Genomic DNA, 18966 nt, shown 5'->3' on the forward strand with positions numbered 1-18966 from the left:
TATGCGCTGGGTGTGTATTGTCTTCCCGCAATTGGCGTTGGACGGGGTCTTGCGTCGACGTCCCGAGCCCGAGCAACCCTTGGCGTTGTTGGCCGGCCCGCCGCAACGCCGGGTGCTGCAAACCGTCAATGGCGCCGCGCGTGCCTTGGGCCTGCGCCCCGGCCTATCCCTGACGGCGGCCCATGCCCTGACCAAGGCCTTTGCCTGCGTCGAATACGACCCGGTGGATATCGAGCGCTGCCAACAACTGCTCGCGGCCTGGGCCTACCGTTTCAGTTCCCAGGTCAGCGTGTTCTATCCACGGGCCTTGCTGTTTGAAATCGAATCGAGCCTGGGCCTGTTCGGGCCGTGGCCGCTGCTGGAAGCACGCTTGCGCGAGGAACTGAGCGACCTGGGCTTTCGCCACCGTATCGTCGCCGCCCCCAACCCGGCCGCCGCGCGGGTGTTGGCCAATGCCTACGATGGCCTGGCGGTGGCCGATGCCGAGGCGCTCCAGCAAGCCCTTGGGCCGATGCCGATCGATCGCGTCGGCATCGACCCGCAAGCCGCCACGGCCTTGTCGCGCATGGGCCTGCGGACCCTGGCCCAGGTCCAGGCGTTGCCCCGGCATACCTTGGCCAGGCGCTTCGACGCCGGGTTGCTCAAGCACCTGGATGCCTTGACCGGGCTGCGGCCGCTGGGCCTGGATTTTTATCAGCCGCCGGATCGGTTTGACCTGCGCATCGAATTGAATTTCGATGTGCAGTCCCACCAGGCGTTGCTGTTTCCCTTGCGGCGCCTGACTGGCGACCTCGCCGCGTTCCTCTGTGGCCGCGACAGTGGCGTGCAGCGTTTTGCCCTGCACCTGGAGCATGCCGAGGCGCCAGACAGCGTGATCACGGTGGGCCTGCTGAGTGCCGAGCGCGAACCCTCGATGCTGTTTGAACTGGCCCGTGGCCGCCTGGAGCAGGTGCAAGTGGCCGCACCGGTGCGTGGCCTGCGCCTGCTGGCCGAGGACCTGCCGGTGTTTGTGCCACAGCGCCAGGACCTGTTCGACGAGCGCCCGCAGCAAACCCTACCGTGGGTGCAATTGCGCGAACGTCTGCGGGCGCGCCTGGGGGATGAGGCGGTGCAGGGCCTGCGCTTTAATGCTGACCATCGCCCCGAGTGCGCCTGGCTGCCGGGCGCCGACAGCCGCGCCTGCCCAGCCTTGAGCCCGGTGCAACGCCCTGGCTGGCTGCTCAACGAACCGACCTTGCTGGCCGAGCAGGGCATCCAGATCCTGCTGGGCCCGGAGCGTATCGAATCCGGTTGGTGGGATGGCGCCGATATCCGCCGCGATTACTACCTGGTGCGCACCCGCGCCGGGCAGCAAGGCTGGGCCTATCGCACCGTGGGCGACAGCGCCGGGTTGTGGCTGCAAGGCTGGTTTGCATGATGGAGGGCTACGCCGAACTGCATTGCCTGTCGAACTTCAGCTTCCAGCGTGGCGCGTCCAGTGCCCGCGAGTTGTTCGAGCGCGCCAAACAGCAGGGGTATCAGGCCTTGGCAATCACCGACGAATGCACCCTGGCCGGTATCGTGCGCGCCTGGCAGGCGGCCAAGGAGGTCGGGCTGGGGTTGATCGTCGGCAGTGAGGTGCGCCTGGAAAACGGCCCGAAACTGGTGCTGCTGGTGGAGAACCTGCAGGGCTATCAGCACCTGTGCCGGTTGATCACCCTGGCCCGGCGGCGTGCCGAAAAAGGCCAGTACCGCCTGTTGCGCGAAGACTTTGCCGACCCGCTGCCGGGGTTGCTGGTGCTGTGGCTGGCCGAGGAGGGCGATACGCCTGCCGACGGCCAGTGGCTGTGCGAGACCTTCAGCGGGCGGCTATGGCTGGCGGTAGAGCTGCATTGCGCCCAGGACGATGCCCGCCGCCTGGCGCAGCGCCTGCAACTGGCTGCCAGCCTGCACCTGCCGGCCGTGGCCTGTGGCGATGTGCATATGCATGTGCGCAGCCGGCGCGCCTTGCAAGACACCATGACCGCCATCCGCCACCACCTGCCGGTGGCGCAGGCCGGCCAGCGCCTGCACCCCAATGGCGAGCGGCACCTGCGCAGCCTGGAGGCCCTGCGCGCGCTGTACCCGGCGCACTTGCTCGCGGAGTCGCTGCACATTGCTAGCCGTTGCACTTTCGACCTGAGCCAGTTGCGCTATCAATACCCCAGGGAGTTGGTGCCGCAAGGGCAGAGCCCACAATCCTGGCTGCGTGCCTTGACCGAAGAGGGCATCGCCCATCGCTGGCCCGAGGGCGCGACAGCCAAGACCCTGGAGCAGATCGATAATGAGCTGCAGTTGATCAGCGAACTGGGCTACGAAAGCTACTTTTTGACGGTGCACGACATCGTGCGCTTCGCCCGCAGCCGTTCGATCCTCTGCCAGGGCCGTGGCTCGGCGGCCAACTCGGCAGTGTGCTTTGCCCTGGGCATCACCGAGATCGACCCGGGGCGGATGAACATGCTGTTCGAACGCTTCCTGTCCCGTGAGCGCAACGAGCCACCGGACATCGACGTGGACTTCGAGCACGAACGCCGCGAAGAGGTGCTGCAATACGTGTTCCAGCGCTATGGCCGGCGTCGCGCGGCCTTGACCGCGGTGGTCAGCAGCTACCACGGTGCCGGCGCAGTGCGTGATGTGGCCAAGGCCCTGGGCCTGCCACCGGATCAGGTCAACGCGCTGGCCGATTGCTGTGGGCGCTGGAGCGATGAGGCGCCGCCCCTGGAACGCTTGCGCGAGGGTGGCTTCGACCCGGACAGCCCGGTGTTGCGACGGGTGCTGGGGCTGACCCAACAACTGATCGGCTTTCCGCGCCATCTGTCCCAGCACCCCGGCGGCTTCGTGATTTCCGAGCAGCCGCTGGACACGTTGGTGCCGGTGGAAAACGCCGCCATGGCCGAGCGCACCATCATCCAGTGGGACAAGGACGACCTGGACGCGGTGGGCCTACTCAAGGTGGATATCCTCGCCCTCGGTATGCTCAGCGCGATCCGCCGCTGCTTCGACCTGCTGCGCCGCCATCGCCATCGCGACCTGACGCTGGCGACAGTGCCCCCGGACGATGCGGCAACCTACGCAATGATCAGCCGCGCCGACACGATAGGCGTGTTCCAGATCGAGTCCCGGGCGCAGATGTCCATGCTGCCCCGGCTCAGGCCCGAGACGTTCTATGACCTGGTGATCGAGGTGGCCATCGTGCGCCCCGGGCCGATCCAGGGCGGCATGGTGCATCCATATCTGCGGCGGCGGAACAAGGAAGAGCCTACGACCTATCCGTCGCCCGAGCTGGAGGCGGTACTCAAGCGCACCCTGGGTATCCCGCTGTTCCAGGAGCAAGTGATGCAGATCGCCATTGTCGCGGCGCACTACACCCCTGGCGAAGCAGACCAGTTGCGCCGCTCGATGGCGGCCTGGAAGCGCCATGGCGGCCTGGAGCCCCATCGCCAGCGATTGCGCACCGGCATGCTCAAAAACGGCTACAGCGAGGCCTTCGCCGCCCAGGTGTTCGAGCAGATCAAGGGTTTTGGCAGCTATGGTTTTCCGGAGTCCCACGCGGCCAGCTTCGCCTTGCTGACCTATGCCAGTTGCTGGCTCAAATGCCATGAGCCGGCGGCATTCGCCTGTGCCCTGATCAACAGCTGGCCCATGGGTTTCTATAGCCCGGACCAGATCCTGCAGGACGCACGCCGCCATCACTTGCAGATTCGCCCGGTGGACGTGACCGCCAGTGACTGGGATTGCAGCCTGGAACCCATCGACGGCGAGCAACCGGCGATTCGCATGGGGTTGCGCATGATCAGCGGCTTTCGCGAAGAAGAGGGCCGGCGTATCGAAAAAGCTCGCCAGGGCGCCAGGTTTGCGACTATCGCTGACCTGGGTGAACGCGCCCAACTGGACAGCCGGGCCCAGGAACTGCTGGCAGATGCCGGGGCCTTGCGCCAGTTGGCCGGGCACCGGCATCGGGCGCGCTGGGACGTGGCCGGGGTGGAAAAACAGCTGGGCTTGTTTGCCGGGGTGTCGAGCCCGCAGGAAGAGGCGGTGCAACTGCCGGCCCCCAGCGTCGGCGAAGACCTGTACGCCGACTATGCCAGCGTGGGCACCACCCTGGGGCCCCATCCCTTGGCGCTGCTGCGTGATCAACTGCGCGCACGGCGCTGTCGCAGTTCCCAGGAGCTACAGGCGGTGGAGCATGGGCGCAATGTCAGCGTTGCCGGCCTGGTCACCGGGCGCCAGCGACCGGGCACCGCCAGCGGCGTGACCTTCGTGACCCTGGAAGATGAGTTTGGCAACATCAACGTGGTGGTCTGGCGCGACCTGGCCGAGCGTCAGCGCCAGGTGCTGGTGGGCTCACGGCTGCTCAAGGTGGATGGGCGCTGGGAAGCGGTAGGCGAAGTGCGCCATTTGATCGCTGGCCGCTTGAGCGACCTGACGCCGCTGTTGGCGGGGATCAGCGTGCGTAGCCGGGATTTCCGCTGAGGGGGGCAACCTTCCTGCGGCCATCGTGGTGTAACGGGCCGAGCCTGCGCGCGGAGCGCTATCCTCTGTGGGTGCAGGCTTGCCAGCAAGAACACCTAGGGCCCACGCCATGGTTAACGACCATCGCCGGCAAGCTTGCTCCTGCAATGGTTCGCAGATGCAGTGAAACCATCGCGTCCGGCTATGCTCCAACATTGGCGACTGCCCTCTCTCTGCACCGAGTTGATCCATGCAATTTTTATCCAATACCCATGGTTGTGACGGCTGGGGCGGTGAAATGGCCCAAAGGATTCGTGCCTTTGACTGGTCGACCACGGACCTGGGCTCGATTGACAGTTGGTCCACCAGCCTGACCTGCGCCGTGCAGATGCTCCTGGCTTCGCCGGTGCCGATGGTGATGCTCTGGGGGCGCGCCGGGCACATGATCTACAACGACAGTTACTCAGTGTTCGCCGGCGGGCGCCACCCGTTTCTGCTGGGCGTGCCGGTGGAGCAAGGCTGGCCGGAAGTGGCCGACTTCAACCGGCATGTCATGGACACCTGCCTGGCTGGCGGCACCTTGTCCTATCGCAACAAGGCCTTGATGCTGCTGCGCAATGGCAGCCCCGAAGACTTGTGGCTCGACCTCTATTACAGCCCGGTGGCCGGTGACGACCAGCAGCCGGCCGGGGTGCTGGCGATTGTCGTGGAAACCACCGCGCATGTGCTGTCCGAGCGTTTGCGCCAGGAAGCCGAGGGCGCTTACCGCGTGGCGGACGAGCGCTTGCAACTGGCGCTCAATGCCGGGGCGCTGCTGGGCTCCTTTGTCTGGGATGTGCTGCCGGATCGGCTGTCGGGCGACGAGCGTTTTGCCCGCACCCTGGGCCTGTCTATGGATGACGTGGAGCAGGGCCTGTCCATTGCCGTTGCCACCCAGATCATCCACCCCGATGACCTGGCGCGGGTCAACCGCCTGATTGCCCGCACCCTGGAAACCGGCGGGTCGTATAACGTCGAGTTTCGCGTGCGGCGCCCTGACGCCAGCTATCTGTGGGTACTGGCCAGTGGGCGTTGCGAGTTGGATGCGGGCGGGCGGCCGCTGCGTTTTCCGGGGGTGATCATTGATATCCATGTGCGCAAGATTGCCGAAGAATCCCTGCTCAAGCTCACCCATAACCTGGAGCAGCGCGTCGCTGCCGAAGTCCAGGCGCGCTCGGCCGCCGAGGACCAGTTGCGCCAGTCGCAAAAGCTCGAGGCCATTGGCGGGCTGACCGGGGGCGTGGCCCATGACTTCAATAATCTGCTGCAGGTGATTGCCGGCAACCTGCACTTGCTGGCCCGCCATGAACGGGACAATCCCCAGGTACAACGGCGCGTCGGTGCCGCCCTGGCGGCTGTCGAGCGCGGCGCCAAGCTGTCCTCGCAACTGTTGGCCTTTGCCCGGCGCCAGCCCCTGTCACCGGCGGTGTTCAACCCCCGGCGCATTTATGAAGGCCTGGGTGAATTGCTGCAGCGGGCCCTGGGGGAAACGATCCAGATCGATGTGCAATTACCGCAAGATCCATGGTGCATCCATGTCGATCGCAATCAGTTGGAAAACGCCGTGCTCAACCTTGCGATCAATGCCCGGGATGCCATGAAGGGCGAGGGGGTGATCCGCATCACCGGTGAAAACATCACCCTGTCACCCGAGGATGGCAGCCGCAACGGGATTGCCCCCGGTGAATATGTGCGCCTGTCGGTCAGTGACACCGGGGCGGGCATGCCGCCGGCGGTGCTGCGGCGGGTCTTCGAGCCATTCTTTACCACCAAGCCGGACGGTCACGGCACCGGCCTGGGCTTGAGCATGGTGTTTGGTTTCGTCAAGCAAAGCGGCGGGCATGTGCAGATCAGCAGCGAGCCAGGGCAGGGCACCGTGGTGCAGATGTACTTTCCCCACAGCCTTGAGCCGGAAAGCCAGGAGGCACCTGCCGCCGTGGCACTGCAAGAAGGCGGCCGGGAAACCATCCTGGTGGTGGAGGACAACGAAGGTGTACACGGCGCGGCCGTGGAGTTGCTGCAACAGTCCGGCTACACAGTGCTCACCGCCGAGGATGGCGATGATGCGATGCTGATGCTGCGCACCGGCTTGCGGCCGGACCTGATCTTCACCGATGTGGTGATGCCGGGGCGAATCAAGAGCACCGACCTGGCCGAGTGGGCCAAGGCGCAACAGCCGCCGGTTGCGGTACTGTTCACCTCCGGGCATACCCGTGACATTCTTTCCAGCGACCACCTGCTGGGCAGCGAAATACATCTGCTGGGCAAACCCTACAGCCCCGAAGAGCTGACGCAACAGGTACGCTCGGTGCTGACCGCGCGGATAAACCACTGCGATTGAACGTTTGCCAGGGTGCCGGATCCACCACTGGACTTGCCGCCTCCTATAAGGTTGACCATGACTTCACAGCGCCACTTGCCGCCTGCCACCGATCTGCCTGCCGCGCGCCCCGGTTTTGTCCGGGTGCGGGGCGCCCGGGAACACAACCTGCGCAATGTCGATGTGGACATCCCACGGGATGCCCTGGTGGTGTTCACCGGGGTGTCGGGGTCGGGCAAGTCGTCCCTGGCGTTTTCCACGTTGTACGCCGAGGCGCAGCGGCGTTACTTCGAGTCGGTGGCGCCCTATGCCCGGCGCCTGATCGACCAGGTGGGCGTGCCGGATGTGGACTCGATCGAAGGCCTGCCGCCCGCCGTGGCCTTGCAACAGCAGCGGGGCACGCCTAGCACGCGCTCATCGGTGGGCAGCGTGACTACCTTGTCCAGCCTGATCCGCATGCTCTATTCCCGCGCTGGCAGCTACCCGCCGGGGCAGCCGATGCTGTACGCCGAAGACTTCTCGCCCAACCTGCCCCAGGGCGCCTGCCCGCAGTGCCACGGCCTGGGCCGCGTGTATGAGGTGACCGAGGCGCTGATGGTGCCCGATCCCTCGCTGACCATTCGCCAACGTGCCGTCGCCTCCTGGCCGCTGGCCTGGCAAGGACAAAACCTGCGGGACATCCTCGTGACCCTGGGCTATGACGTCGATGTCCCCTGGCGCGAGCTGCCGAAAAAACAGCGTGACTGGATCCTCTTCACCGAGGACACGCCCACGGTGCCGGTGTATGCCGGCTTGACCCCGGCGCAAACCCGCGACGCCCTCAAGCGCAAACTCGAACCCAGTTACCAGGGCACCTTCAGCGGCGCCCGGCGCTACATCCTGCACACCTTCACCCACACCCAGAGTGCGCTGATGAAAAAGCGTGTCGCGCAGTTCATGCAAGGCAGCCCGTGCCCCTTGTGCGAGGGCAAGCGCCTGACCAAGGCTGCGCTGTCGGTGACATTCGCCGGAGTGGATATTGGCGAGTTGTCGCAGCTGTCGTTGTTGCAACTGGCACAGCTTTTACGCCCGGTGGCCGAGGGCAAGGGGCGGGTAAAACTCTCGGTGGAAAAACGCCTGGCCGCCCAACGCATCGCCCAGGATTTGCTGGAGCGGGTCAGCACCCTGACCGACCTGGGCCTGGGCTATCTGTCGCTGGAGCGCAGCACGCCGACCCTGTCCTCTGGCGAGTTGCAGCGCCTGCGCCTGGCGACGCAATTGGGCTCGCAGTTGTTCGGCGTGATCTACGTGCTGGATGAACCGTCGGCGGGCTTGCACCCGGCCGATGGCGAAGCCTTATTCACTGCCTTGGAACGCCTGAAATCCGCCGGCAACTCGCTGTTTGTGGTGGAGCACGACCTGGAAACCATGCGCCGCGCCGACTGGCTGATCGATGTCGGCCCGGCAGCCGGCGAGCAAGGCGGCCAGGTGCTGTACAGCGGCCCACCGGCGGGCCTGGCACAGATTGAAGCCTCACAGACCCGTGAGTACCTGTTTGCCGAGCCGCGCCCGTTGAACACCTCGCACCGTGCGCCGAGTGGCTGGCTCAGCCTGGAAGGGGTCAGCCGCAATAATCTCGACGGGGTGAGCGTGGACTTCCCCCTGGGCTGTTTTACCGCGGTGACGGGGATTTCCGGCTCGGGTAAATCCAGCCTGGTCAGCCAGGCCCTGTTGGACCTGGTGGGGGAGGGCCTGGGGCGGGTGGTGGTCAGCGACGACGAGCCCGATCTGGAAGACGCACCGCAAACCAGCGGCGGGCGCATCCGCGCGGGCCTGGAGCAGATCCGCCGCCTGGTGCAGGTGGACCAGAAGCCGATCGGCCGCACCCCGCGCTCCAACCTTGCGACCTATACCGGCCTGTTCGATAACGTGCGCAAGCTGTTCGCCGCCACCCCGGCGGCGAAAAAACACCACTACGATGCCGGGCAGTTCTCCTTCAACGTCGCCAAGGGCCGCTGCCCGAACTGCGAGGGCGAGGGTTTTGTCAGCGTCGAATTGCTGTTTATGCCCAGCGTCTACGCACCATGCCCCATCTGCCATGGCGCGCGCTACAACCCCCAGACCCTGGCGATTACCTGGCAGGGCCTGAACATCGCCCAGGTGCTGGGCTTGACCGTCGAGCAGGCGGTGGACGTCTTCGCCGAACAACCGGGCGTACTGCGTGCGTTGCTAGTCCTGCGCGACATTGGCCTGGGTTACCTGCGCCTGGGCCAGCCGGCCACCGAACTGTCCGGCGGCGAGGCCCAGCGGATCAAGCTGGCCACCGAACTGCAACGCACCGCGCGGGGCGCGACCTTGTATGTGCTCGACGAGCCGACCACCGGCCTGCACCCTCGTGACGTCGACCGCCTGCTACTGCAACTCAACCACCTGGTGGACGCCGGTCACACGGTGATCGTGGTCGAACACGAAATGCGCGTGGTGGCCCAGAGCGACTGGGTCATCGACATCGGCCCAGGCGCCGGCGACCGTGGCGGTAAAGTCGTCGCCAGCGGCACGCCCCAACACCTCGCCCAGAACAAAACCAGCCGCACCGCCCCGTTCCTCGCACGGGAACTGGGCCAGGGGAATTGACCTTGGGCATGACAAGAGGCCCATGGATGGGCTAGCTTCAAGGTGTACCAGTCATTGATTAACTTGCGGAGGTACTTCATGCCAGTGAAACATGATCTTTATCAGGATTTGGGGTTGAGCAAGGAAGACGTTCAGCAGCGTCGGGCAAGCCACCATCGGTTAGATGTATTGCTCACCCAGTATGACGTCGCCGACAAGGAGGTGCTGGAAGCAGAATCCGCAAGTGCCAATGACGATGATGTAGAGAACCTGAAAAAGAAACGCCTGTTGATCAAAGATAAAATCGTCGAACAACTGGAACAGACCAAGGGGCACTAGCCAACGTTGGGAGCGGGGGTGTCCATATTTGTTCAGAATTGACCGAAGGACAGCAGCCCCTCCACTGCCTATTATCCCAACCGTTCGCCCGACCCTGGGGCACGTTGACTGCGCATGGAATGCGTTGTGGTGTCGGGCGAACTCTCTTTTCTAGGTGCGTAGCGCCTGTAGGCAAGCGTCGATCGAGCGCTGCTGGGTGTCTGCATACAGTTGCAATTCATCAAGGGTCCGGCGGCCCAGGGCCTGTTCAAATTCGGCCTGGTTGGCGTTGGCCGTGTAGTGACTCTGCGCCGCATCGCCCAGGTTCGACTGGAAAATCCCCGCCGCGCTGACCGGCAGAAAATCCTCGTACACCAATGGTTCGATTGCCACGCAGCCGGCCGCAAGCAGTGCGTCCAGATTGGGTTGCGGGCTCTTGTCGGCTGCGCGGCCCGTGTCGGTCACGAAGTAGCGAAAGAACGCCAACCCTTGTTCGCGCATGGCCCGGTGATTATCCGGGAAGGCCTGGAAATGCTGCGCCATCAGTTCGGTGTAGCGCTGGGCGTTGGCTTCGTTGGGGAAGGCGCCCAGTTCATCCCGCGCGGCGTTGAGCAATTGGTCGTAGAGTGCCCGGCCTTTGGGTGTCAGGGCCACGCCACGCTGTTCGATTTCACCAAACCTGGCGCTGTGGCTGCCCTTGGCATCGGTAAAGGCGATGGCTTCGTCGAGGGCCTTGAAGCTGGTCTGGCGTAGCAGGATCGGGCATTGGCGGCGGGGCGGGCCTTCGATCACGGCTTTGGGGGTGATGCCTTTGCCGGGCATGTCGGCTTGTACGCGGTCGATGTCCAGGGTCCGTGGGGTCAGGTGATTGATGTGCGGGCCCTTGAAGGCCACCACATCGGCAATCAGCCGGTGCTGGTCGCTGAGTTGCTGGTACTGGGCTGCGCTGACCGTGGCGGTGTGGTGCCAGCGAAAGGTTTCCAGGGCTTGTTGGACAAAGGCCTGGGCATCGCCGGCATTCAGGCCGCCGTCGGTTTCAGCTTGCTCTATCAGCGCCAGGGCTCGTGGGGTGAAGATCGAGCGCTTGGCCAGGGCGGCTTCGGCAAAGGCTCGCAGTTCAAGGTTTTCGATCAGTTCCAGGCGCAGCAGCGAGGTAAAGACCCGGAACGGGCTTGCCTGCAAGGCGCTTTCATGCACCGCGCGAAAGGCGGTGGAATGCACCGGCACGCCGGCCGGGGTGAGGTCGTAGTAGCCCACCGGTTGCATGCCCATCACCGCAAACAGGCGGCGGATGGTTGCCAGCTCATAGGCGCTGCCCAGGCGGATGGCGCCGTGGCGCTCCATGTCCAGGCGTTGGATTTCACCGGTGCGCTGCAGTTGCTGCGCCAGGTCGGTATCGCTGGCCAGTACCCGGGCATTGGTTTGGGCCACCAACTCCAGCAGCGCGCCATACAGCGGTACTTCCTCGCGGTACATGTCGGACATGGCCCTGGAGAAGTCTTTGCGGATGTCGTCGGGGCTGATATGGCGCGGGGTAGGCATAGAAAAATTCCTGGCTGCGATAACGGTGGTATGGGCCGTGAGCCAGATTTTGTTGGGCGGTGCCCTTGGGTGCAAACGAAGATTCCTCTGGACTTCATTCTGCAAATGAATGAGCGCCACAGGCATAAACAAAAATCCCGCCTGGGTAGGCGGGATTGGTCAACCCAGGTTGCCCTGGATCAGCCTGGGAACAATTCGCTCAGCTTCATTGCCAGCATCATGTCGCCTTCGGCGCGCAGCTTGCCGCCCATGAAGGCCTGCATGCCATCGGTTTCGCCGCTGACGATACCTTTCATGGTTTCAGCATCCATCACCAGAGTCACCTGGGCGTCAGGGTTCTCGCCTTCTTGCAATTCGCAAGTGCTGTCCTTGACGATCAGCGAGAAGTTCTGGGTGTCGTCGATACGGAAACCGAACACCAGGTCCAGGCCGGCAGCAGCGCTTGGGTTGAATTTGGCTTTCATTGCTTCTACGGCTTTAGCTACGTCAGTCATGGTTCGATCCTTTTATGGGTGGTGCCAGTGACCTTGGGGTCACGGTTGGCCGCAGTCATCGGAAAGTGATGAGCTGCGGCGCCTTCAACAGTTGCAAGTGGGTATGGCTGTTGAAGGAAGCCAGTGCCACTTCGCGACCACGGAACTTCAAGTGGTTGAGCGAAGTGTTGACAATCTGCCAGTTCAGCTCGAAAGCCTGGGTGGCAGGTATGCGGGTAATCAGGTGGAGCAGGGCGGTGATGGTGCCGCCAGAGGTAAATACCGCAATCTTGTGGGAATTGTCGGCAGTCTCGAGCAGGCGCTGCAGGCCACCCTGGACGCGCTCGACAAACCCCAGCCAGCTTTCCAGGCCGGGCGTGTCATAGGTGCCGCTCAGCCAGCGCTCGATGATCAGGGCGAAGATGCGCTGGAACTCGCCACGGTTGTGTGGGGCGTTGCGCAGGATTTCCAGGGCTTCGGGCTCGCTGTCGAGCAAGTCTGGGAGCAGGGCGCGGATGATCGCGTCGGCGTCGAATTCGTTGAAGGCGCTGTCGATTTCCAGGGGCGGCACCGGCAAGCCTTGGGCGCCGATGGCTTCGAACGCGGCGTTGGCCGTGTGTTGCTGGCGGCGCAGGTCGCCCGATACGCAGCGGTCGAACGTCAGGCCCAGGTCCGCCAGGTGGCTGCCCAGTACCTGGGCCTGCTGCACACCGACAGGCGACAGGACGTCATAGTCGTCTGCACCGAAGGAGGCCTGGCCATGTCGAATCAAATAGATGCTGCCCACGTCCGTTCACCCGGTACGTTGAAAGTCTGGCGAGGTTATGAGGATGCCGGGAAGCTGTCAATGAAAAAACATACGCTTGTTTTAAAAGCTCGTTAGAGGCCCGTTTCAAGGGGTTTCAGCTCTGGCTCACCGGCAGTCCCATCGGTATGCTGGGGCAATCCGCGCCTGGCGCACCGTTTCTGTAAGGAGTCCCATGGAGTTTTTGGCTGAGTATGCAAGTTTTCTGGCTAAAACCGTTACGTTGGTCGTCGCCATTCTGGTGGTGCTGATCAGTTTTGCGGCGTTGCGCAGCAAGGGCCGGCGCAAGAATGCCGGGCAGTTGCAGGTCAGCAAACTCAATGATTTCTACAAAGGCCTGCGCGAGCGCCTGGAGCAGACCTTGCTCGACAAGGATCAGCTCAAGGCCCTGCGCAAGTCCCAGGGCAAGGCCGAGAAAAAACAGAAGAAAACCCCCGAGGCCAAACCACGGGTGTTTGTCCTGGATTTTGACGGGGACATCAAGGCCTCAGCCACCGAGAGCCTGCGCCATGAAATCACCGCGTTGCTGAGCCTGGCCACACCCAAGGACGAAGTGGTGCTGCGCCTGGAAAGCGGCGGTGGCATGGTCCACAGCTATGGCCTGGCGTCCTCGCAATTGGCGCGGATCCGCGAGGCGGGCGTGCCCTTGACGGTGTGCATCGACAAGGTCGCGGCCAGCGGCGGCTACATGATGGCGTGCATCGGCGAGAAGATCATCAGCGCGCCGTTTGCCATCCTCGGCTCGATTGGCGTGGTGGCCCAGTTGCCCAACGTCAACCGCCTGCTGAAAAAGCACGATATCGACTTTGAAGTACTCACTGCTGGCGAGTACAAGCGCACCCTGACGGTGTTTGGCGAAAACACCGAGAAGGGCCGGGAGAAGTTCCAGGAAGACCTGGACATCACCCATCAACTGTTCAAGAACTTCGTGTCGCGCTACCGCCCGCAACTGGCCATTGACGAAGTGGCTACCGGCGAAGTCTGGCTGGGCGTCGCGGCGCTGGACAAGCAACTGGTGGACGCCTTGCAGACCAGTGACGAATACCTGGCCACCAGGGCCAAGACCGCCGAACTGTTCCACCTGCACTATGCCGAGCGCAAAAGCCTGCAAGAGCGGGTGGGCCTGGCGGCCAGCGGCTCGGTAGACCGGGTACTGCTGACCTGGTGGAGCCGCCTGACCCAACAGCGCTTCTGGTAACCCCCGCCTTGTAGTCGGCTTGCAGACCATGACGATCTTCAGATCGCTATTGCCCGCAAGCTGGCTCATATATCGCCGCGATGCAGGCTATACACTTTGTTGTCGTCCGGGGCGCCTTGGCAGCGTAGGGGATTACACAGTGCATCTTAGGTAGTAATCCCCTTTACCCAAGTCCATTCTCTTTGGTGTTGCGCGACCTGCTTACATTGGACACCGGTATTGCTGGCTGTAATTCTTGGGCTCTACCCCAAAGGGGTTATTCTCAAGGATAAGGAATCGCCTGATGCTCGGTTACTATGCGCACTACAGCCAGTATTACATCACCACGCTGATGCTCTTCACCACCCTGTTTTTTGCCTTGCCGATCTTTATCGCGCCGATTGCCTGGGCCCGGGCGATGCGCTGGACGATTCCCGAGCATCAGCATCTGGCCATTTATTTTGGGCGCTGCCTGGGGGCGTTTATCCTGGTGGTAGAAGTGGCGATGTTGCGCTCGGCAACTACGGGCACCAGCTTTAGTTATGCGTTCGATATGCTGTTCGTAGTTTTCTCATTGATGTTTGTGGTGCATGTGTACGGGGCTTTGAAGCGTATCCAGCCTATTACTGAAACCCTGGAGATCGGCTTCTGGATGATTCTGTTTGTGCTCAATATGCTCTTCTATCCAGCCCAATCAATTACTTTCTAATCAGCACCTGCGCTATAGCCATCGGCCGCGATTATCAGCACTGAGCATTGTCCGCAGTCCCCTGAATATGATCGTGACGTTGGCTTGATTCTACGCCATCGCTAAATAGCGATCGTGCCATTTGTGCGGGGGCAGGGCACGAGGATGGAGCATCGTTGATCGGGAATTGTATCTCTCGATCTGCCCCCAGCTGTACGGGGCGAGGCGCCACAGAACCCTCTACTGTCAGTGCAACAATAAATCGCCTGGATAACGCCCCATGTTCATGTCCACCAGCCTGTTGTCGGCCTTTGCGCTGTTTGCCTTCGTGTCTTCGATTACCCCTGGGCCCAATAACACCATGTTGCTGGCGTCGGGAGTGAACTTCGGTTTTCGCCGCTCGATTCCCCATGCCCTGGGGATCAGCGTGGGTTTTATGGTGTTGGTGATTTCGGTCGGCCTGGGCCTGGGGGAAGTGTTCAAGGCGTGGCCTTGGGCCTACACCGCATTGCGTTACATCGGCGCGGCGTATTTGTTGTACCTGGCGTGGAAGATCGCGACTTCAAGCGCGATGTCGGATGACACGGACGGCAAGCGCAAGCCCATGACCTTTCTCGCCGCTGCGGTGTTTCAGTGGGTCAACCCCAAGGCCTGGGTCATGGCGTTGGGGGCGATCACCACCTATACGCCGGCGGAAGGTTACTTCACTAACGTGCTGATCATTGCCGTGGTGTTTGCTGTGGTCAACTTGCCGAGTGTGTGCGTGTGGGCCGGGTGTGGCACCGGCTTGCGCAATGTCTTGCGTGAGCCGCGCTGGTTGAAGCTATTCAACTGGTCGATGGCGGGGTTGTTGGTGTTGTCGTTGTACCCGATGTTTTTCCTCGGGTGACAGGTTCGGGATATCAAGCCTTGGGGCTATCGTGAATGACTCTAATGAACTGTGAGAATTGACAGTATCGGACAGTCAGTGGCTTGCCCACTATCAATTGCTGTCCACGGTTTTCGAGCCTTTCAACGAATGTTGTTTTTGGGGCGTCGTTAAACCATCAATCTTGAGTCAATGGAGTGTCACCCAATGTCTAAGGAACTCATCAGCCCGCCGGGCGCAGACGCGTTGCAACCCCATCCCGAAGCCGGAGGTTCTGCAGAGGGGTTCAAAGCCCCGCCCTCTCAGTTGGCCTATCTCAAAGACAACTCGGTTAACCCAGCCAGGTACTTGATGATGTCCAGCGGATACGTCATGACCACCAAGGATATTAACCAGGCCTCGAAATTCCTGGTTATCAGTTATGGCGACGGGAATTGGTACATTATGACGGTCGATACCGCAGAGTATCTTTCGTTTACCGACCGCAGCTACCTCTACGCCTATTCGGGCTGGAGTAATGCGAGATACGTGACCCTCGACCCCGTGAGCTTTAAAAAATACCCGGGGCTCTATCTGCATAATGGCTACGTCTGTTGCAATGGCCTCAAGGACAAGCCAGACAGCCTGATGAGCGTCCATCCCGAGTTGATCAACTAGCGGTTAAACACGCCAAATCGTGCGCTGGGTACAGCGGTGTATCACGCGCACCTTGACCCGGGTTTCAGACCGGCGAGATCGTAGCCAGCAGGCCGATTCCAACGGTCAGTGCCAGAAACCCGAGAAGAAAAAATGCCATCTTAGCCATGGGGCCTCCAAAAGGAAGAAGGGCGGCTGGAGAGTTCCTGCCGATGAGCCATTGTCACGGTTGTGGTCTGTTCGGTACAGATGCAGGTGTTAAAGAAAAAAGCGTATCAGATGCAGCTTGCACGCTGCTGTACCGAGGTTTCGGCTGGGGCGTGGAGGTGCCGATCAGACTGTCCGGGCAACTTTAGCGCGCCTGGGATTGGCGTCCAGCCGGCGCAGGCTTTCGACGGCAGGCAGGATGTATTTGAACCACTGCGCGCGGTGCGGGCCTGGCTGGTCGCGCATCTGTTCGATGCCCGGCGATTGAGCTTCATCGATGGGGTAGCAGTCATCACTGCTGCGCCTGCCGTCGCGGTACACAATAAAACCGCCGCGCCCGCTGCCACATTGGTGCAGGTATACCGGCGACAGTTCTCGTTGCTTATCAACGCGCGCATTCAACTGGACGATGTAGGCCCCCATGGCAAGCGACACGCCCACAATCAGCCCCAGGCATAGCACCAACTGCCAGGTGTAGCTGGCCCCCGCCTTATCGCAATGCACTGGCGACACAGCATGCAGCTGCCTGCTCGATGCTCTGGCCCACCAGGAACCCGCTACCGCCCCCCAGGTTGACCAGCTGCCCCCGCGAAGGCAGGACGCTGGCCATCAGGGCGAATAAAATCAGGGCCAACAGGACTCTTTTGACGATCGCATAAAGGTTCATGACGGTGCTGACCTCAGGATTTGAAGAGCCCCAGCTTAGAGAGTGCCGGGTTAACGCGAGGTAAACATCCGCTGGAAATCGCTCGACTTCCGTTATCCTTCACTCCTCTGCGCAACACCCGTCCGAGGGGACTTTTTAGTGCATATTCACCTGCTGCTGGTCGAGGACAACCTGGATCTGGCCACCACCGTCATCGAGTACCTGGAGATCAGCGGCATGGTCTGCGACCACGTCACTAATGGCCAGGCTGGCCTTAACCTGGCACTCGCCCAGCATTACGACGTCATTCTCCTGGACATCATGTTGCCGCGCCTCGACGGCCAGCAGGTGTGCGAGCGGTTGCGCCAGCAAGGCAGCCAGACGCCCATTCTCATGCTCACTTCACTGGACGCGCTCTCGGACAAGCTCGCCAGCTTTGCAGCGGGCGCTGACGACTATCTGGTCAAGCCATTCGAGCTGGCCGAGCTGGTGGCCAGGATTCGCGCCCTGAGCATGCGCCGCAGCAGCCAGACCAGCCGCCTGCAGGTAGACGATCTGGTGATGGACCTCACCACCCGCAAAGTCAGTCGCGCCGGGCAGGCGCTGCATTTGTCACCCATCTGCTGGACCTTGCTGGAATACCTGATGCGCGCCAGCCCTGAACCCGTGCCCCGGGAACGCCTGGAAACTTCAGTCTGGGGCGACGAACCGCCGGACAGCAACACCCTCAAAGTGCACATGCATCGACTGCGCAAGGCGGTAGACAAACCCTTCGGCCGGCCGTTGATCCACACCCTGCCTGGGGTCGGTATCCAGGTAAAACCCCATGCGTAACGGCTTGAGCTTGAAGTGGGTGATCAGCGGCAGCTTCCTGCTGCTGATTGCCGTGGTGTTACTGATCTACAGTCAACTATTGCCGGTATACACCGTGCGCGGCCTGCTCTACACCGCCAGTGCGATGATGGAAGAAGAGGCGCAGTACTTCATCAGGCACTATAAAAAGGACCCGACCACACCCCCTCCGCACAACTACTTCTTCGAGGGCGTCATTGGCAAGGAAGCCTTGCCGGCGAGCGTGCGTGAGTTGCTCAAGGCGCCGCCGAGCATGTCTTTCGGTGCCGTGCAGGTGTTCGGTGATACCGACTCCGATGACGACGACGCCGAGGTCCGGGCGGTTCTCTCCCAAGACCTGGGTGACGGCAAGACCCTCTATATGTATGACATCGACCATGACCACGAAGAGGGCGGCGAGGTCGAGACGCCGCTGTCCGATGCCTACTTTGACCAGGTGCTGCAAGGCGTGGTGTTTGTCAGCCTGGCGGTGTTCGTGCCGGCGCTGATCATCATCGCCCTGTTGGTCTGGTGGCTGGTGCGGCCGCTGGGGCGCCTGGCGCAATGGTCCAGCACCCTGAAAAAACCTGACGCAATGGCCAGCGCGCGCCCGGATTTCAGCTTCAAGGAGTTCAATACCCTGGCCGACGCCCTGGCCCAGAGTGTCGAGCAAGTGCAGGCCGCCAGCCAGCGTGAAGGCCGCCTGTTGCGCTACACCAGCCATGAGCTGCGAACCCCGCTGGCGGTGCTCAAGGCCAATATAGAACTGCTGGCCCTGCAGGCCGGCGGTGTCCTGCCATCCTCCCTGCAGCGTATCGAACGCTCGGTGTTGAACATGCAGCTTATCGCCGAGACCTTGCTGTGGATGAGCCGCGAACGTCCCGAACCGCTGCCCGAAGAAGACATCGACCTGAGCGCGTTGGTCGGCGAGCTGATTAACAAGCATCGCTACCTGATCGGCAATCGGGATATCGAACTGCTTGTCGACATCCACAGCGAACCCTGCCGACTACCCCCCACCGCGTGCCGCATCGTGATCGGTAACTTCCTGCGCAACGCCCTGCAATACGCGGAAGAGGGCCAGGTAGAAATCAGCTTCAACTACCCGCGCCTGGTAATTGCCAACCACATCAGGGAGGCCAAGCCGAGGGAGGAATCCAGCGATTACGGCTACGGCCTGGGGCTGCAGTTGATGCGTCAGTTATGTGCAAAATTGGGCTGGCAGATTGATGTGATTCTTGAGCAGCAGCGTTTTACGGTGGTTCTTGAGTTTGCGAGTTTGCGGGATGTCGAGAGTTCGCAGGCGAGGGATTTGCGGCGCCACTAGTCAAATAGCGGAACAGAAAAGATAAGG

16 protein-coding genes are annotated in these 18966 nt (G+C 62.1%); 11 read left to right on the forward strand and 5 right to left on the reverse strand.

What is annotated here, in order from left to right; genetic code table 11:
- The first annotated feature begins 1 nt into the window (after nt 1).
- From HBO12_RS22060 to HBO12_RS22080, 5 genes are all read left to right on the forward strand, one after another.
- Nucleotides 2-1417 (forward strand): Y-family DNA polymerase, encoded by a 1416-nt coding sequence (locus tag HBO12_RS22060; RefSeq protein ID WP_169956957.1) that lies wholly within the window; start codon nt 2-4, stop codon nt 1415-1417.
- Nucleotides 1393-4491 (forward strand): error-prone DNA polymerase, encoded by a 3099-nt coding sequence (locus HBO12_RS22065; protein ID WP_346343191.1) that lies wholly within the window; start codon nt 1393-1395, stop codon nt 4489-4491. Before HBO12_RS22060 ends, HBO12_RS22065 begins: the two co-directional genes overlap by 25 nt.
- A gap of 229 nt (nt 4492-4720) precedes the next feature.
- Nucleotides 4721-6850 carry a hybrid sensor histidine kinase/response regulator gene (locus HBO12_RS22070; RefSeq protein WP_170043210.1) on the forward strand — a complete coding sequence of 710 codons (2130 nt, stop codon included), beginning with the start codon at nt 4721-4723 and terminating at the stop codon, nt 6848-6850.
- A 57-nt stretch (nt 6851-6907) separates the two neighbouring features.
- Nucleotides 6908-9442: an excinuclease ABC subunit UvrA gene (locus HBO12_RS22075; protein WP_170043211.1), complete on the forward strand. Its 2535-nt coding sequence runs from the start codon at nt 6908-6910 to the stop codon at nt 9440-9442.
- A gap of 78 nt (nt 9443-9520) precedes the next feature.
- Entirely contained in the window at nt 9521-9760 is a 240-nt protein-coding gene (locus HBO12_RS22080) for a DUF465 domain-containing protein (protein ID WP_032857259.1), read from the forward strand.
- A 150-nt stretch (nt 9761-9910) separates the two neighbouring features.
- Here HBO12_RS22080 and hglS read toward each other — a convergent pair whose 3' ends face one another.
- The 3 genes from hglS to HBO12_RS22095 form a co-directional block, all read right to left on the reverse strand.
- Nucleotides 9911-11281, reverse strand: coding sequence for a 2-oxoadipate dioxygenase/decarboxylase HglS (gene hglS / locus HBO12_RS22085; RefSeq protein WP_170043212.1), 1371 nt, complete (start codon nt 11279-11281; stop codon nt 9911-9913).
- A 179-nt stretch (nt 11282-11460) separates the two neighbouring features.
- The gene (locus HBO12_RS22090; RefSeq protein ID WP_169956963.1) at nt 11461-11775 is read right to left on the reverse strand and encodes an SCP2 sterol-binding domain-containing protein; all 315 of its coding nucleotides are present in this window, start codon (nt 11773-11775) and stop codon (nt 11461-11463) included.
- A 55-nt stretch (nt 11776-11830) separates the two neighbouring features.
- A complete protein-coding gene (locus HBO12_RS22095) occupies nt 11831-12541 on the reverse strand; it encodes a histidine phosphatase family protein (RefSeq protein ID WP_169956964.1) in 711 nt (236 codons plus the stop codon).
- A 193-nt stretch (nt 12542-12734) separates the two neighbouring features.
- Between HBO12_RS22095 and sohB the strand changes: the two genes are divergently transcribed.
- The 4 genes from sohB (at nt 12735) to HBO12_RS22115 (ending at nt 15949) form a co-directional block, all read left to right on the forward strand.
- Nucleotides 12735-13757, forward strand: coding sequence for a protease SohB (gene sohB / locus HBO12_RS22100; RefSeq protein ID WP_170043213.1), 1023 nt, complete (start codon nt 12735-12737; stop codon nt 13755-13757).
- Between the two features lie 283 nt (nt 13758-14040).
- Nucleotides 14041-14445: a hypothetical protein gene (locus HBO12_RS22105; RefSeq protein ID WP_169956966.1), complete on the forward strand. Its 405-nt coding sequence runs from the start codon at nt 14041-14043 to the stop codon at nt 14443-14445.
- A 259-nt stretch (nt 14446-14704) separates the two neighbouring features.
- Nucleotides 14705-15313, forward strand: coding sequence for a LysE family translocator (locus tag HBO12_RS22110; protein WP_169956967.1), 609 nt, complete (start codon nt 14705-14707; stop codon nt 15311-15313).
- 186 nt (nt 15314-15499) lie between these two features.
- A complete protein-coding gene (locus HBO12_RS22115; protein ID WP_170043214.1) occupies nt 15500-15949 on the forward strand; it encodes a hypothetical protein in 450 nt (149 codons plus the stop codon).
- 312 nt (nt 15950-16261) lie between these two features.
- Here the strand turns inward: HBO12_RS22115 and HBO12_RS22120 are convergent, their stop codons facing one another.
- On the reverse strand, nt 16262-16648 hold the full coding sequence (locus HBO12_RS22120; RefSeq protein ID WP_170043215.1) for a hypothetical protein: 387 nt from the start codon (nt 16646-16648) through the stop codon (nt 16262-16264).
- On the reverse strand, nt 16626-16769 hold the full coding sequence (locus HBO12_RS22125) for a hypothetical protein (RefSeq protein WP_172314908.1): 144 nt from the start codon (nt 16767-16769) through the stop codon (nt 16626-16628). Before HBO12_RS22125 ends, HBO12_RS22120 begins: the two co-directional genes overlap by 23 nt.
- A gap of 171 nt (nt 16770-16940) precedes the next feature.
- On the opposite strand from HBO12_RS22125, the gene HBO12_RS22130 reads away from it, so the two are divergent.
- On the forward strand, nt 16941-17615 hold the full coding sequence (locus HBO12_RS22130) for a response regulator (protein WP_169956972.1): 675 nt from the start codon (nt 16941-16943) through the stop codon (nt 17613-17615).
- The gene (locus HBO12_RS22135) at nt 17608-18939 is read left to right on the forward strand and encodes a sensor histidine kinase (RefSeq protein ID WP_170043216.1); all 1332 of its coding nucleotides are present in this window, start codon (nt 17608-17610) and stop codon (nt 18937-18939) included. Before HBO12_RS22130 ends, HBO12_RS22135 begins: the two co-directional genes overlap by 8 nt.
- Nucleotides 18940-18966: the final 27 nt, after the last annotated feature.

This window comes from Pseudomonas sp. WS 5059 (assembly GCF_012985525.1).
In the GTDB taxonomy this organism is placed as follows: domain Bacteria; phylum Pseudomonadota; class Gammaproteobacteria; order Pseudomonadales; family Pseudomonadaceae; genus Aquipseudomonas.

Excerpts from the sequence above, each read along its gene's own strand:
- HBO12_RS22075 (WP_170043211.1), top strand. The coding sequence starts at position 6,908 with ATGACTTCACAGCGCCACTTGCCGCCTGCCACCGATCTGCCTGCCGCG.
- HBO12_RS22135 (WP_170043216.1), top strand. The coding sequence starts at position 17,608 with ATGCGTAACGGCTTGAGCTTGAAGTGGGTGATCAGCGGCAGCTTCCTG.
- HBO12_RS22105 (WP_169956966.1), top strand. The coding sequence starts at position 14,041 with ATGCTCGGTTACTATGCGCACTACAGCCAGTATTACATCACCACGCTG.
- HBO12_RS22070 (WP_170043210.1), top strand. The coding sequence starts at position 4,721 with ATGCAATTTTTATCCAATACCCATGGTTGTGACGGCTGGGGCGGTGAA.
- HBO12_RS22060 (WP_169956957.1), top strand. The coding sequence starts at position 2 with ATGCGCTGGGTGTGTATTGTCTTCCCGCAATTGGCGTTGGACGGGGTC.
- HBO12_RS22110 (WP_169956967.1), top strand. The coding sequence starts at position 14,705 with ATGTTCATGTCCACCAGCCTGTTGTCGGCCTTTGCGCTGTTTGCCTTC.
- sohB (WP_170043213.1), top strand. The coding sequence starts at position 12,735 with ATGGAGTTTTTGGCTGAGTATGCAAGTTTTCTGGCTAAAACCGTTACG.
- hglS (WP_170043212.1), bottom strand. The coding sequence starts at position 11,281 with ATGCCTACCCCGCGCCATATCAGCCCCGACGACATCCGCAAAGACTTC.
- HBO12_RS22090 (WP_169956963.1), bottom strand. The coding sequence starts at position 11,775 with ATGACTGACGTAGCTAAAGCCGTAGAAGCAATGAAAGCCAAATTCAAC.
- HBO12_RS22080 (WP_032857259.1), top strand. The coding sequence starts at position 9,521 with ATGCCAGTGAAACATGATCTTTATCAGGATTTGGGGTTGAGCAAGGAA.
- HBO12_RS22115 (WP_170043214.1), top strand. The coding sequence starts at position 15,500 with ATGTCTAAGGAACTCATCAGCCCGCCGGGCGCAGACGCGTTGCAACCC.